This is a genomic window from Aquimarina pacifica (genome assembly GCF_000520955.1).
GTDB lineage: Bacteria > Bacteroidota > Bacteroidia > Flavobacteriales > Flavobacteriaceae > Aquimarina > Aquimarina pacifica.
Genome location: NZ_JACC01000044.1, coordinates 39,020 through 55,051, shown reverse-complemented (window position 1 = coordinate 55,051; position 16,032 = coordinate 39,020). Strand labels below are relative to the sequence as shown.

The 16,032-nt window shown below is 35.3% G+C and carries 10 protein-coding genes; 3 read left to right on the top strand and 7 right to left on the bottom strand.

What is annotated here, in order from left to right:
* Window positions 1-167: 167 nt before the first annotated feature.
* The 6 genes from DZ60_RS0118930 to DZ60_RS0118905 all read right to left on the bottom strand — a co-directional run bounded on the left by DZ60_RS0118930 (window position 168) and on the right by DZ60_RS0118905 (window position 6,970).
* Entirely contained in the window at window positions 168-839 is a 672-nt protein-coding gene (locus DZ60_RS0118930) for a hypothetical protein (protein WP_025743591.1), read from the bottom strand.
* Window positions 829-1,590 carry an AHH domain-containing protein gene (locus tag DZ60_RS0118925; protein WP_025743590.1) on the bottom strand — a complete coding sequence of 254 codons (762 nt, stop codon included), beginning with the start codon at window positions 1,588-1,590 and terminating at the stop codon, window positions 829-831. Before DZ60_RS0118925 ends, DZ60_RS0118930 begins: the two co-directional genes overlap by 11 nt.
* A 135-nt stretch (window positions 1,591-1,725) precedes the next feature.
* Window positions 1,726-1,962 (bottom strand): hypothetical protein, encoded by a 237-nt coding sequence (locus DZ60_RS23455; RefSeq protein ID WP_034230165.1) that lies wholly within the window; start codon window positions 1,960-1,962, stop codon window positions 1,726-1,728.
* 198 nt (window positions 1,963-2,160) lie between these two features.
* Window positions 2,161-2,511 carry a hypothetical protein gene (locus tag DZ60_RS0118915; protein ID WP_025743588.1) on the bottom strand — a complete coding sequence of 117 codons (351 nt, stop codon included), beginning with the start codon at window positions 2,509-2,511 and terminating at the stop codon, window positions 2,161-2,163.
* A gap of 24 nt (window positions 2,512-2,535) precedes the next feature.
* On the bottom strand, window positions 2,536-5,205 hold the full coding sequence (locus DZ60_RS0118910; protein WP_152537473.1) for a hypothetical protein: 2,670 nt from the start codon (window positions 5,203-5,205) through the stop codon (window positions 2,536-2,538).
* A 25-nt stretch (window positions 5,206-5,230) separates the two neighbouring features.
* Complete coding sequence (locus DZ60_RS0118905) at window positions 5,231-6,970, bottom strand: T9SS type A sorting domain-containing protein (protein ID WP_081740536.1); 1,740 nt, start codon at window positions 6,968-6,970, stop codon at window positions 5,231-5,233.
* Window positions 6,971-7,271: 301 nt separating this feature from the next.
* Between DZ60_RS0118905 and DZ60_RS0118900 the strand changes: the two genes are divergently transcribed.
* Window positions 7,272-7,763: a hypothetical protein gene (locus DZ60_RS0118900; protein WP_025743585.1), complete on the top strand. Its 492-nt coding sequence runs from the start codon at window positions 7,272-7,274 to the stop codon at window positions 7,761-7,763.
* A gap of 710 nt (window positions 7,764-8,473) precedes the next feature.
* Here the strand turns inward: DZ60_RS0118900 and DZ60_RS0118895 are convergent.
* Window positions 8,474-13,996 carry an alpha-2-macroglobulin family protein gene (locus DZ60_RS0118895; protein ID WP_025743584.1) on the bottom strand — a complete coding sequence of 1,841 codons (5,523 nt, stop codon included), beginning with the start codon at window positions 13,994-13,996 and terminating at the stop codon, window positions 8,474-8,476.
* Between the two features lie 785 nt (window positions 13,997-14,781).
* Here DZ60_RS0118895 and DZ60_RS0118890 point away from each other — a divergent pair.
* Window positions 14,782-15,363 (top strand): hypothetical protein, encoded by a 582-nt coding sequence (locus tag DZ60_RS0118890; protein WP_025743583.1) that lies wholly within the window; start codon window positions 14,782-14,784, stop codon window positions 15,361-15,363.
* 12 nt (window positions 15,364-15,375) lie between these two features.
* A complete protein-coding gene (locus tag DZ60_RS0118885) occupies window positions 15,376-15,963 on the top strand; it encodes an acyltransferase (RefSeq protein ID WP_025743582.1) in 588 nt (195 codons plus the stop codon).
* The last annotated feature ends 69 nt before the right edge of the window (window positions 15,964-16,032 follow it).

Here is a 16,032-nt window from a genome sequence, read left to right as displayed (position 1 = left end):
TAAAGAACAGGGTTGTATCCTTTTGCAATGGATGTTTGTGGATAATATCCTATTTCCTTCAAATTATGACTTCTACTTATTGTATAGTACATTTTTATAAAATCCTTTATCTTAAACAAAAACAAAGAAAACTACCTTACAGAAAAGCAGTTTTCTAGTATTCATATTTACTCTTCTACCCTAAACTTAGGAAAAGGTTTTAACTCAAATCCAGTTAAGCCTTCTTCTAGCAAAGCATTTTTTAGGTTTTCACTGATTATAGTATTATAACTGATCGTTTGCAGTTGATATAAATCATACTTTACAAAGTTCTGTTTCATAATTATTTTTCCTAAACTTAAAACTTTAGGAACTCGATACTTCTTACCTTCAAAAATAATTTGTTCTCTTGATTGGATAGGTACTTTTTTTTCTACAGTAAGCTCTGTAATGTTTAAAGAAATTACTTCTCCGTAAGACTTTTCTTTATCTAAATATTCCCAAAAATCATCAACAATAAAATGTAACCAATAATACTCATAGATATTATTTCTGTGATACACCTTTGTTTTATAGAAATGATGCTTGGGCAATATATGCTTATCCAATACCACTTTCATTTTTTTGCTTACAACCATTCCAAAAGGAAGTACCAAAAAGTTTATGTAGTCTGTAAGAAACGCTTTATCATGTATTTGCAATTCTAGATTAGGTACAAAATCAGGAAACTCATGCCCCCTAAAACTAAAACTTCCGTTTCTTCTAGGGTTATACCCCTTTTTGTATTCTGCTTGTGGATAAAATCCTATCGTCTTTAATTCACTACTCCCTGCTATAGAATAAAACTTATTATAGTCCATATATTGGTTTTACAAATTGTTTAAAATACTCGTTTAAGGTCAAACCTGAAACTTTTGCCGCCTCAATATAATAATCCAAATCTGGAATCAATTCAACTTCTAGAAAATCCTTCGCCATTTCTGAGGAGAAATTAGGAGTTTCTAATCTAAATTTTTGCGTTAAGAATTCTACTACTTCCGTGTACGCCGGATGATTAGCATGGATCCCATCAGGGGTCAGAGATGAATATTTGGTCAGTACCTTGCCATTAATCACATCATTCATATGGAATCCTGCATAGGCAGCTTCCTGAACTACAGGGTTTTCTCTTAATGCCCATGGGATCATATGATGGGCTTCTTCTCCGGTGTTTTTGATCAGCAGTTGCCCTAATTTGCTACGACTCCCAAAATCCACTACATCATTAACGATCTTATATGCTAGGTGCACCGTTTTATCTCCTACCTTAATCACCTTACCCCAAGCTGCTGTACCTTTGACAATTTTGGAGATAGGTTTTACAAATTTACCTCCAGGAATCAAACCAATCACAAGCATACCGCCTGCAAAATATTCATTAGCAGCCACATTATCAAAATCTCTACCACCAACAAGAATAATAGCATCTTCTAATGGTATTAGATACCTTCCTACAAACCTAGCTCCATCCCAAAATTTGTCTATCACAAAATCAAAGGGTTGAGCATCAGTAGAAATTCTTGCTGGTACAATAATATCAAACCATTCCATAGAGGTAGAAGGTCTATACATAGTTCTTAATGCAGATTCAGAGCAATATGTACAGTTGGCATAATCTCCTCTGGCAATAAAATCCCCATTATCAAGCCTAAACTCAGTTACTTGTCGTCCGTCTAAATTGGTATGTGTTCTGGAGGCATTATAAACTTATTCAAAAAGTGCTCTGTAGATATCAATTCCATTCATTATCAATAAAATAAAGACAAATAAAGGAATTGTAATATTTAATAAGAGTGAAAAAAGACCTTTAATAATTTTATTGCTTTTGAATTCCTTAAAACTAAAAATTAAACCAAAAATTGAAACAATAACTCCGCAAATCAAAAACAATCCAGACACCAAAGTAATAATATCATTATATGCAGTATTAAGTGTTGAAATCATTACAAATATTAAAATAAAAAGAATCGAAAAACCCCCTAAATATATGGATTTGTTGTTGTTATAATTCAAGTTCATTACAATTTAATTTTCTTTAGTTTCATTGGTTACTTCTTAATATCATTTTGTTTCTTTAACTTAAATTTTTCCGTGAGGTTTGATAAACTCACGGAAAAATTCATAAAACATCTAATATTCACACTACAAAAAGGTAATAGGTTGCTTTGTCCATTCACAGTACATAATTCTGGCATTAGAGGAACAATGAGCAACACCTTTTTTACTAATGTCATCTAATACTTTTAATGCTATATCTTCATAAATCGGAAGTAATAATTTAGCAGTCCAAATTTGTACTTTAGGATGATTATAGTCTAGTAAATCTTTTAAATCCTTTAAATCAAAATTATTTTTTATGTAATCATTAATTTTAAAAGCTCTTAAAATATTTTTTTCTTGAAGTTTATCATCTCCATTAATAGTCGCTTCATACTCTGCTAAAACAGATTTAACCAATTCTTTTTTAGCATCTTCTATATTTTCAAATTTCATAATATAATTATTTTGTACCTACTTTCAATCAATTACTCCTGTAATTCCGTCCCATCCATATTGCCTTAATACATCTAAACCAATTTCATATTGTTCTTTAAATGTTTTATCCTTTATCCATTCTCTAAACCTTTTGCCGTCTGTAAAATCATGTATTCGACCATAATATCTAGTAACGTTATCATGTAAAGTACCATTTCCAGTAGGTATATCCAAAATATTTTTAGTATTATGAATATTTACTTTTCCAAATTTTTGCGGATTAAGCCCTTGAAAACCGTTTTGCTCAACTATATGATGTAAGGCATTTCCAGACGACGCATTTCCTTCTGCTTTCTTAAAAGCATCAAATGTTCTATAACCTCTACCGCCAGCTAAGGTAGTTTCTGCGATATTTTTTAATCGTAGTAAATAATTCCTCAGCGCTATTGCTGTTATTCTATTACCTCCATTTACAGCTAAATATGCACCTGCACCCCTAGATGGTGAAAGTATGGTTACTACATCTAAAGTTGAAAAACCTAAGTCAATAAGGTTAGTCACAAAACCTGTTTCATACTCTACCACAATATTACGGTCTCTTTTTTTGATTTGGTATAGTTCTCCAAGAGTTTGATCATCTACATCCGCTTCTATTTCTACTCCCATTTTCTCTATGAGTTTTCTGATAATCTCCCCCTCCAATGTATCACTGATACCATAAGTAAAAAAAGCAATCATTAAATTACCAAATCCATCTACTGCATTATTAATCATATCTATCCCTAATTCGCTGCCATACAAAGGATCAGCCATTATAAACTCATCACTTAAGCAACATGAACCATCTATTATATATCCAGTTTCGATAAAATTTTCATTTTTTATGTATTGGCTAATGTCAAAAGATGTATTGTTGTTTAAAGTCGTAAGAATATCATTTGTTATATTATTCGCTAAATCATTAGAAGTGTTTGCCAAACCAAACTCGATAATTTCTCCTGCAAGCGTTTTTACATCCTCTGGTATCTGATTGTTGGTTGTCTGATTCTGGATAAAAGTATTAAGCATTCTCCCCTGCTCCTCATGCGCAATCAACCAATTCTCTTGAGTACCATCGAGGTCTAGCGTGTTCACCAAATCATACACCATCCCTCTAAACTCAAAATCAAACTCCTCTTCGTTACTTAATGCTATGGCGCCTTCTACAGCATAGGGAATAGCTAACCAGTCTGGAAATGTTAGACCATGTCCCCATAATGTTTGACCAATATCTCCTGCAAAATGTACTCTTATTACCTCATCAGATACCCATGTATAGGGTGCTACATATTGCAGTTCAAATAATGCATTGATCTGATCAATGGTAAAATAATCATAGAGATCAAACTCATCTGTACTATCTCTAAGCATATTACGAATATGAACTGCCGTTACCTCTGGGGCTGCATCATCTAGATGAGACAATTGGTACAATAGATTACCGATTCCCTGTTGTCTATTTTCTATATCTTCTCCTGATCCATAACGCATCTGAAAAGCCCTATCTTGATTCGTAGCAACCTGGTATCTCATATAAGAATTGGGAGTATCACTTAGATGAAACGTAACTCGCTCCCATTCTTGATCTAATCCTCCTGCGTATGAATCTAATGCCCCCTCTATCATATCAAAAGCAGGAGCACTATAGTTTTGTCGTTCTAAGACATTACGCAACTCTGTTTCTACCTCTGCGATTGCAGTAAATGATTGAGATGTTGCTTTTACCATATCAAGTCCTGCATCAAACATTGCATCCTCTACACTCGCATTATAAGGTGTGATCTCTGAAATAGCACTAGTAGGAATAGATGTGATTCTATCCGTAAATGTCTCTGTAAAATCATAGGCTCCCGGATCATATGCCTCAGGGAGACCCGATAATGCGGCATGATCTATAACCGAAGATCCACCATTTTCGATAATCAAATATTTAGTCATTAACTTGATTTCGTCTTTATAACCATGTGCATAATAATGATCCAGAAGATGATCGGTAATGATGTTTTCAAAAATTTCATTCTCTTCTGCGTATGCTATCTTTCCTAAATAGGTAAATAAGGCTTTTCTGTTCTGAAATTGATTAGATACAATAGTAGACAATTCATCTATATTGTGATCTAAATCCGAATTTAGAGATTCTCCGTTGAGTCTAAGAGTCCCAAAATCATACAATGCTTCTTCTCCATTTCCCAAACGTTCTTTATCTTCTTTGTATGCTTCGAGAAGCGTTAGGTCTTTTACGTTTTCTTTATACCCATCATCATCATGTGGTATTTCATTTTCCCAATAGTTTTCCAAGTTGTTATAATAACCATTGGCAGGGCCTCGAACTAATACATTAATAGTGTTAAAAAAGGATTCTTGTGCCTCTCTATAGTTACTAAACTCTTCATTGAGTCGACTCTCGATTTCTTCTGTAAAAATGTCTCTTTTAGTATCTAAGTACTCTCTTTCTGCTATTTCTGATAAACTTAGCTGTTGTTCAAAAACAAGAAACTCGACAGGAGACCAACAATCACATGTGATTTCGAAACCTCCTCCTTCTACTTCTGTACTCTTACCATCCATAAAGGTCTGGGTACCATCATCAGAATATTGTACAATCTGGGCATGGGTTTGATTTGATAGTAGGCAGAACATACCTATCATCATGATTTTATATATAAATTTCATTTGTTTTTGATTTTGATATGATGAATTATTCTTTAACAATGATAGTAGCATAAGGTTCGTCCATGGTATTGATCCGAACTATATACATTCCACTAGGCCAGCCGTCAGTCTCAATGGTTATTCTATCATCAACCGCATACATAAACAAATCTGGGGTATAGTAGTATTCATTGCCATAAAAATCATACACTCCGAGGTCTGAATGGGGTATATCATAGATTCCTGATCTTAAACGAACGTAAAAATGACTGCTAAAAGGGTTGGGAGAAATCCTGATATATGCTTCTGTTGTTTCAGAATCTTCTAATGTTTCTTTGACAATAGTTTTGGTATATGCCGCTCCATGAATCTGAGTACGCACCATATAAGTACCGTTTGGCCAGTCTTCGGTATTTATTCGCAGCTCATCTTCATTCTCTATATAATACATGTGCAAATCTGAGGTATAAAAGTATTCACTGCCATTGGCATCATAGACTCCAATATCTGCATCGAGATCCAAATCAACCCCAAATAGCACAAAGAAATAACTATCAAAAGGGTTGGGAGTGATCGTAAAATATTCCTCGGGTATTTCGGGATCTTCTTCATCCCAAGTATCATCGGCAGTTTTGTCGAATACCATTTTTAGATTTCTTACAGGTTCGCCCCATTCCTCGGCTATACAATTCTCTGTTTTGGCAATAAACATAGATTCTCCCTCTATCATTGCCTCTTTAAAACGGAATTCGTCTATAGTATATGTTATCGTAGGTGTATCGGGATGATCCTGATACAATCTTGGTAGCGCAATAGACAGATTATCAAAGCGCAGAGTATTTAAGGCAACCTCACCTATACCCGTATAGCTATTACCATCAATGATCAACTCATAATTCATAGGCTTTATTACAGGGGTTACATCTTCTAATGCGACAATCAGGGTGAAAGGGATATCTCTTCTCACCCCTGTCAATGCCCAATCATATTCAATCAAATGGCCTTGATAGGTTCCTGTTAATTTATCATAATCGGGAGTGTATGATGGGGTATCACTGGTATAGGCACGTAGTGCCTGATCTACACCATCGGATATTGAGATCCAATCTGTGGGTTGATTGGGTAGAAATTCTAATAAGCTTTGGCTATTAAAAATAGCATTCTCCTCTAGTAGTGTCAATGCTTGCTCTTGATCTTTTTCGCCACCAATCCCATAATAATAAAGAATCGCTAACCAATGCTTTGCCATGGGGTGGCTACTGGCAGAAAAATAGCTTCTTGCTACCTCATCATTATTATCATAGTCTACATACCAAAGATTCTTGAGCTTGATATACCCCATGGCATAATTGGCAATAGCATTATCGGCATCAGTATATAAGGCTCTACTAAAATAAAGTTGTGCCTTGTACCAGTTTGTGTATTGATCATACAACCCAGTAGCATATATGGTCCCAAGTAGTAAATTAGTCTCTAGGTGGTAGTCACTAGAGGATAGTTCTAGGTACTGAATCCCAGTATATACCCCTGCATTGTTATCTAACTCTAGATATAAAAGCCCCAGTACATATCGAACTAAGCTTCTATCCGTCGAATCTGTTATACAAGATTCTATAGATTCGATAATAGCCTCTAATACATCATCGGGATAGTGCTTAAAATCTGCTTGATACTTAAGTATTGCTGATGCCTCATTATAGCAGGTAGGTGGTGTGCTTTGTGCATGACCTATATACATACACAAAAAAATGGGTAGTAGTACGCCCCATAAAGTGGATTGTTTCATTTGTTTTCTTTTTAAAAGGTTAAAATATGTGTGTGATTACTCTGCTTTACTTCAATTTATTTTTTTATGTGTAGCCAAGAATACCCTTTTCTTCACAGCATAGTAAACAACATGATACGACATAGAATATCTTTTGATGCTACAAACATACAAGCGAGACCTCTGATCCCCATACAGATATCTGTATAGGAGCGTCTTTTTTTTAGAAAATTATCTTTTTTATAATTCGGTGGTAACAATTAAACTGCTCAAGACACTTACGTATTAGAAAAGAATGTATAATCCATAAAAACAAAGACATATGGCATTAGAAAACCTAATTAGTGTAACCTTTACAAAAGAAGAATTAGACAAACTAACCCAAGGAATGCAACTGATCAAAGAAGTATTATCGGGTAAAACGGTAAATCTTACACCAGACCAACGCGGACAATATGGTCGTATCGCCAATCAAAATAAACTGATCGTAGATAAAGCAAAAAATTATATGGAGCAACATCCTGATTGGATTCCACGATTTTTGGATAAAGAGGAGTTTGATCGTGATTATACCACCAGACAGCAAATAGAAACACATGTACAATTATTAGAAAACCTGGCGCAACAACTTGTTGATACCAAAACCTTGCTGGATTATGATAATTATACTAATTCTTTGAGCTTTTATAGAATGATGCGATACCTAGCTGGGGAAAACGAACCCGGTGCAAAAACAGTATACAACGACATGAAAGTGCTTTTTAAGAAAAGTGGTGCCTCACCTGAGCCGATAACAGAGGATACGTCGGCATAAATATATCCTAAGTATATTGATGACCCCTTCTCTATAGTACAACATGATACACAGAGATAAAACCACTTCTGTCTTGAAGTGGTTTTTTTGATACTAAGACATTTTGAAGCGTTCATATCCCCTTTCGAATCACCAAAAGCATCCTACAAAGGATCGCAAAAGTACTTCGAGCTGATCCCGAAAGGGTTCGAGCTGATCCCAAGGTCCTTCGAAGTGATCGTAAGGTGGTTCGAAGGGATATATTTAGGGTCATGACCCCAAAACGGATCGGTTTGTTGGGTCTTTGTATCGGATCTAAGCGATATATTATCAATTATTAAGGTCTTATGATCTTCTCGAAGTGATACAGGATCACTTCGAGGTTATATAATATCAACTCGAACCATGATCGTATAGGCTACCCCCCTTATCGGTATGGGGGTACCCCTTACCAATGATGGGTTTCTGGTTTTCTACGGGGTGTACTTATTATCCAGATTATGCCCTTTCTGTCTCAAAAAAAATCAAACATGTGGTAGAGAAAATTTTTGTTGATAGGCTCAACCCTTAGCGTTAGGGATAGTAATGAAAATCCCACAGCCCGAGGCACGAGGTGCGAGGAATTGTAATGTATAGCCCGCTCGAACGCCCAAATTAAATTAACTTTATGCAATAGAACTTCGTAATGAGACTCAGGACTACTGTATAAAGTGGATTAAACTAATACCCAACTACTTTACTACCTCAACCCATTTCCCTTTGCTGCGAACTACATAATCATTATCGTACATTGCTTCACATTGTATCCCTGGTAGATAATATTTACCTAAATAGGATGCATTAAGTAAGATCGTCATGGTTTTACTTTCATTTGGTTTTAAATCAAAATAAAAATGCACTCGATCATCTCGAATATCGGTATGGGTAACCGAATTGGCTCTAAAAGATCCAAAATCAGTAAAACGGGTATTTACTACCTCCCATCCCGATGGAAAAATTTCGGTTAATGCAATGTCCTTGACTTTTGATCCTGTACTATTGGTAATGGTTACTTCTGCAACAAAATCTGTGCCTTGAGTAAGCAATATTGGATTAATAATCGCTCCATCTCGACTCTTGTAATCGATAATAGCCTTAAAATTATTCTGTAGTACTTTTTCTGACCCTACGGGTAAAACTCCGCTGGTAGCTAGTTGTACAAAAATGGTATTGTCTTTATTATTTTTGAGAACTAATGTGTTATTTTTCTGTATACTGATTTCTCCGGATGTAGCTAATGTCTTGCTCGAATTAGCATTCATTGATTTGCCATTGATTGCATAGTCTACCTGTACCCCTTTGCCTCCTACGTACTTAGCGTACTTGGCCATCGCCATCAGTGAATATGCGGTTGTTTGAGTACTCATCCATGTTTTTGATGATAACCCTTTGGCCAAATCTACTGCTACTTTTTGTGCCTTAATCTTTTGATCTAATGACACTAATGTTTCTAATGCCATTGCTCGATTACGTGCTACAGAACCATATGTATATTTGTTATTCTTATTTGATTGAACCTCTATATTTGCTGTAGCAAGCAACTGATTCGCTGCAGTTTTCTGACCAATTAATCCATAGGCCGCTGCCAATCTTATTTTGGCATTATTAGAGAGGTTTGAGGTTTCTCTTAATCGATTCATAGAAGACACATCGGGGCTTCCTGCTAGTGCTAATGTATACAATCTGTATGCTTGTGCCAAATCATTATTACCACTACGCCAACGCTTGGATTGTTGTCGTTGATAGCTTATCCAATTACTTTTAAAACCAATTGGCAGTACATATCCTTGAGCATTTGCTTCTAACAAAAAATGACCTGCATAGGTGGTTCCCCAATCATTGGGACTGCCGCCAGGCCAATAAGACATAGCACCACTTGGTTGTATAAAACGTTTTAACCTAGATACAGCAGCTTCTATATTTTTTTGAATTTTCTGCTTTTTCTGCGATGATAGATTACATATTTCTCCCAAGTATAATTGCGGAAATGCAGCAGAAGTGGTTTGCTCTACACATCCATGCGGATAGCGAATCAAGTAACTCAATCTGCTCTCAAAATTCATTGGTGGTAATGATGACAGCTCTATTGTCGCTGTATTACTACCATCAATCCCGAATGCTTCAAAACTCAGCTCTTGTTGACTATTAGGCTCTAAAACAATAGCTGTTATTTCTGTTGTTAAAGGATTTGGATTCACAATATTTATGGGAACATTATAGGAAGCTTTTTCTCCTCCTCCACTGGCAACTACTTCTATATTCGTTAATGAAGCACCTTCTAGCACCTCGATATCAAAATATGCCATTTTCTCGTCTGGCTGAGCAAAATATAGTTTTTGTTCTGTCGCACCAATAACTCTAAACCCTTTATTAGGTTTGAGTGTAACTGCTACATTTTTTACTTTATTTTCCATCGCAAAAATAGTAACCGGAATAGTGACTTTTTCTCCTGGAGTAATTTTGCGAGGCACAGATGTTAGCACCATCAATGGTTTACGAACTGGTGTTGTTTTATCTGCACTACCATAGGCTGCATTTTCTGCATCAGAAGCGATGATCATAGTACGTACAGATCCTACGTATTTTGGTATTTTTATCTGATGTGCACGCGTTTCTCCTTTTTTTAGTTCAAAAGGTCCTTCGTAAATCACCATGGGTTTAAACCTATTTGCCTTCTTTGATTTACTCCCACCAGCTTCGGCATCACCTCCGATACTAAATATCTGATTAATACTGCCGCCATAAGCACCAATAACATCATCATATACATCCCATGTTTTTACACCTAAGGCTTCTCTGGCATAAAAACTACTCCATGGATTAGGAGTTTTGAATCGGGTAAGGTCTAATAACCCCTCGTCGACAATCGCAATAGAATATGTCATCGGTTTCCCGTTGTTTTCGCCAACTTTTACTGTAATAGTTTCTTCTGGTTTCAATACATCTGGCATTGTCAATTTAGGCTGAACCTTAGTATTCGGATTTTCGACAGAAATTGGTAATACCCCATACAATCGTATAGGTAAATCATTCTTCATTGATGCATGCGGCTGTAATAATGTAATGTGTATATATACATTGGGGGTATGTAACTCTTCTATAGGTAATTCGAACTTAGTTTCTCCTTTTTGCGGGATTATCCATTGAGAAGACAGCACTTCTGTTCCATTTTCTACAGTTACCAATGCTCTTCCTCCTTCGCTTGAAGGAAAAGTTACGATGGCTTTTTCGCCAACAGTATACGTATTCTTATCAGTTGAAAATAATAACATCGTAGCTGCCGACGGATCATTTTTCTTTGATTTTCCTGCCCAACCAGGCCAATCGATATACATTATTTTTCCGGTAGCGTGACCGCCATTAGGGTCAACTACCCGCACGAGGTAACGCCCCCACTCCGGATACTTTAATTCGAATTGAAAATTCGCCTTACCTTTGCTATTAGTAGTTACTTTTGTCTTAAACACTTCATTGCGATAGGAACTTCTATTGTATGAAGACAAATTATCTTCTGAGGTATCCCACCACCATCTCCAACTTACTTTGTAAATAAATACTTCAAGGTCTTTTACCGATTTTGGGTTTCCTTTTTCGTCTACCGATACAACATCAAAAGTATGTTTGACATCGGTAAGTAACATCCCCCGAGCTTTATCTCCTTTGGGGGTACTTACTCCTACATAAGTGCTGTATGGAGAAAAGTCTTTGCTTATAACGTCTGTACTAAAGTCTCCCCCATTTTCGTATACTTTGGTTATAAAAGAAGCTTTTAGCATTCCTGCGGCCTTGGTATCAAGGGTTGGTTTTAGGTTAAAACTTGCTTTTCCTTCTCCTGAAATAGTGCCGTTAAAAACTTCTTTTTCTTCGGTACCAAAACGTCGCGTGGGATCATCAAAAATGTAACCAGGAAAGGTTTTGAATTTTGTTTTTCCGGGATTAAATCTTACATTAATATCTGCTTGTAGATTTTTGGCTACAGCACCATGAAGCCATAAAACCTCTAGATTCCCCTTGATATTCTGATCGGCACCTAATACCTCTGAATCAAAAGTTGTTTTTATTTTGAGGCGGTTGGGTTTAATCGTTTCTATTTTTATGGTTTTACTAAAACTGGCTCCACCCACATGAACTTTTGCCAGCCAGTTTCCTGTAGGAGCCTCTTCTTCTGTATTGACAATGAATTTATAGAAGTTATTGACTCCCTTTGTGGCTGTTTTTTGATAGGTTACTTTGCCATAAGGGTCTCGAAGTTCAAATTTTACGGGATGCCCTAGTGGTAATTTATTTACATTATCATTAAGCATAAAAGATAAAAATAATGTATCTCCGGGGCGCCACACGCCTCTTTCACCATAGATAAATCCCTTTATTCCTTTCTGTAATCGAACACCAGACACATCAAATTTACTTACTGACAATGCATTTCCGTCATTTAGTTTTACATAAGTCTGCTGTTTTCCGGATTGTACAACAGCAAAATATGCAGGTTTATCTGCATCAAAACCTGTGATCCCCTCGGCATCTGTGGTTGTTTTTCCAATTTCTTGTTGCTGATAATTGTAAAAAGTTACATTGGCACCAGAAACGGGATTGGTAGTTAAAATATCATTCACCGCTATCATATATGAATGATTCAACCCTTTTTTGACAACAACCCCCAAATTAGAGGCCAAAATATTTGCGCCTATTTTCTTTTCTCTATAGTAAGAAGTGCTACAAGGGTTTTCTCTTTCTTGCCAATTATAATCATAGTAATCATCATAATAATATTGTGAGCTATCCCAAAAGCTACTTTCCTCTTCTTCGTCATAGGTATCAACTAACTCATCAATAGTATTATCTTCGATAGTTTGTCCTTCGCATTTGTAGAGTGAATATGCTTTGCGATAATTGAGTTCTACTCTATAAATCGCCCCAGGATCCGGAGTAATTAAACTACCTAAATCAATAGCAAAAGCATTCCATTTGCTTAGGTTAAGAGATGCATTTTCTTGAAGATTAATTAATTTTTTGGCAACGGGTCTTGCCACACTTCTTAAATTACTCGAACCTGCCAGATTATTGTTCTGTAAAAACTGCAATACATTGTTTTCGAATACTTTTACCACTTGCACCTCAACGGCACGAAGATTAATAGCTTCAAAATTAAATTTGAGATGATCAGATGTTGGCAAAATAACACCACTTTGCAACAACCTTATTTCTGGATTAGGCTGTTGAAATGATACATTTTCTGTGTACGTATTCTTCAGTTTATAATTATCTATACTCCGCATGCCTTCAAAAATCGTAACTTCTAAGGTCCCTTTTAATTCTTTCTTTGGATAAACCTTTAGTACATTTCCGTTAACGGTATACTTTAAATTTTTAGCCCCAGAGATAGTAACTAAACCATCAAAATTCTGATTTTTCTTAAGGGGATCAGAAAAATTAATCTCTACAAATTGAGTATCCATGTTTGCAACAGATACACTTATTACCGAGAAATTATTTTTACCAGGTATTAGTACCGTAGCCGCTCCTTCTGTTTCTATATTAAAAGATTTTCCAGACCACATAATTTCAACTTCAGAATCGTTTTCGAAACGCTGAATACTATCAATTCTATAACTAAACTGACGATTCATATTCATCGATTCATCAAAGGTAACTGACACCTTCTTTCCTTTTTGCTTGGCAGTGATCAATTGTTTTGCTGTTTCAAAATTCATTAGATCACTAGTACTTAATGTACCATCTAGGTATTGCCAATCTTTACTGTAGGATTGTAAATTCTCGGTCAGTACAGAAAATTGCTGTTTGAGCGTCTTTATAGTAAAAACAAATTCATCATCAAGATCATCTCTTAGATCTTTGACCAGATCATCGAGTTCTAATGTAAATTTGTATACTGTATCTTCTTCAAAACTTTCTTCTGGCTGAAATGATATGGTGCGATTATTTATCGCAATTACTTTTCCCTTTACGCTTGGAGACACCGAAAGTATATTTTTAGATAACTCCTGATTATCACTCCACCCTTCTACCGGTGTTTGTAAAATCACATAGACAGGATCCATAACCGATATTACACCAGAGGAGACATCCGAAATATATTCTTGATATTTTTCTAATTCAGAAGCATTTGCCGCTGCAATTGATTGGGCATCTTTTTTTTTGCAAGAAAACACAAGAGTCACCAAAAACATCAAAGAGAAAATTCGTAATAATCGCATAGGAAGGTTGTTTTATACCCTTTATATATCAATTTACTTTAAGAAGTTTTTCTTGCTCCTAAGCGCTTATGAAGCGCAAAAAACACTTCAATTGATCAAAAAATCTACATTTTCGCCAGAATCAAAAAAGTTTAAACCACTTCTAATAAATCAAAATACAATTGGTATTGGTTGATGTTATAAATGTAGCATTTTTTTGAATGTACTCATCTATCGATATCGGTAATATAATTCAAGAACAAGTAAGTATGGCGTTATTTCTTAGAAAAGCAAACAAGATCAATGATATGTTTAAGAATTAGTTCTTTATAAAAACAGCAACTAATTAATACATTCTACTAGTAATTAATCTTGTTTTTTTGATGTGCAAGAAAGCATGACACCTATAATTCACATACATTTAACATATTGAACATGAAAGAAATACCCTTCAAAAACATCAAAAAAACGACCAAACAACATGATTCAACTCTATTTTTTGAGGGATTACCGTATTCGGATCACAGGAATTTCTTCTAACTTTATAACTGTCATTAATTACAAAACCCATGTGTTACATCTGTACTATGTATGTAACCTAAATTTCACTTGTCAAAATTGCTGTATACACTCAAACAAAGTGTTTAAAACCATTTTTATTTAAAAAAAATTGGTCCATACAGCCCTCTAATTACCCCTAATAATTTTATTACTATAGTTTATATCTATGGCAGTCATTTTACGACTGATTATATGGTATTATCAATCTATAGAGTGAACTTAAAAATAATGAAGGCACCCAAAATATGAAGTTGAGAAAATGGTTGGTTATAGTATTTTTTATCACCAAAATTTTCATGGTACATGCTCAAGAAAATAACCCATTAGTATTAGGCATAGGAGTAAATATAGTCGATAACTCAGGGAGTCGTTTTGATGAATTACTGGATATTGAAAATAACTGGAATCTCTCTAGACTTCTAAAAGTAACATTAGAAAAGAGGTTTGATTATGATTATGGTGCTGAACTTTCTCTGTCGATTAATCGATTTACAGAAGGGAAGGTTATTAACGGAATCGTTGTGGATCAGAAAACAAATTATTTTGCTATAGATATAATGGCAAAAAACTATACCTCAAACTATTGGCAAGATCCCAGACATGCTTGGTATAATGGATATGTCATTGGTGGTTGGGGAGGTAATTTTTTTGATACTAGAATAAATAACACACTTAATATTGGATTTGGTATTAATTTCCAATTAAAGAAAAATCAATATTTATGGATAAATTTTCAAACATTGGGTAAATTCTCAATTGATGCAAATACACCTGGAAATGCAAATCATTTACAGCATTCAATCTCCATAATTTTTTGGTTATTATAAGCATTTGACCCTATGAACAAAGACTTTTTTGCACATAAAACAGCAGTAATTGATGAGGGATGTAGTATCGGAAACGGAACTAAAATCTGGCACTTTTCTCACATTATGCCAAATAGCACTATAGGTAATCAATGTAATATTGGACAAAATGTAGTGATATCCCCCGAAGTCGTTTTGGGAAATAATGTTAAGATCCAAAATAACGTCTCTGTGTATACAGGTGTTATCTGTGATGATGATGTTTTTCTCGGTCCTTCTTGCGTATTTACTAATGTTACAAACCCAAGAAGCGGTGTTAATAGACGAGCAGAATACAGTAGAACACATGTAGGAAAAGGCGCAACAATAGGAGCCAATGCAACAATTGTATGTGGTCATGATATTGGCACCTTTGCTTTTATTGGCGCGGGAGCTGTCGTCACCAAAAATATACCGCCATATGCATTGGTAGTAGGTAATCCCGCCAAGCAGATCGGATGGATGAGCGAATATGGGCATCGATTAGAATTTGATCAGAAAGATATAGCCGTATGCCCCGAAAGTAATGAAACATATATATTAAAAGAGCAACAAGTTTATAAAACACATCTTGTCAAATGAGGGAATATTTATTCCCCAAGTACTACCCCTTTCTACACACGTGTAGATAAATACTTAGTAATGCTAATA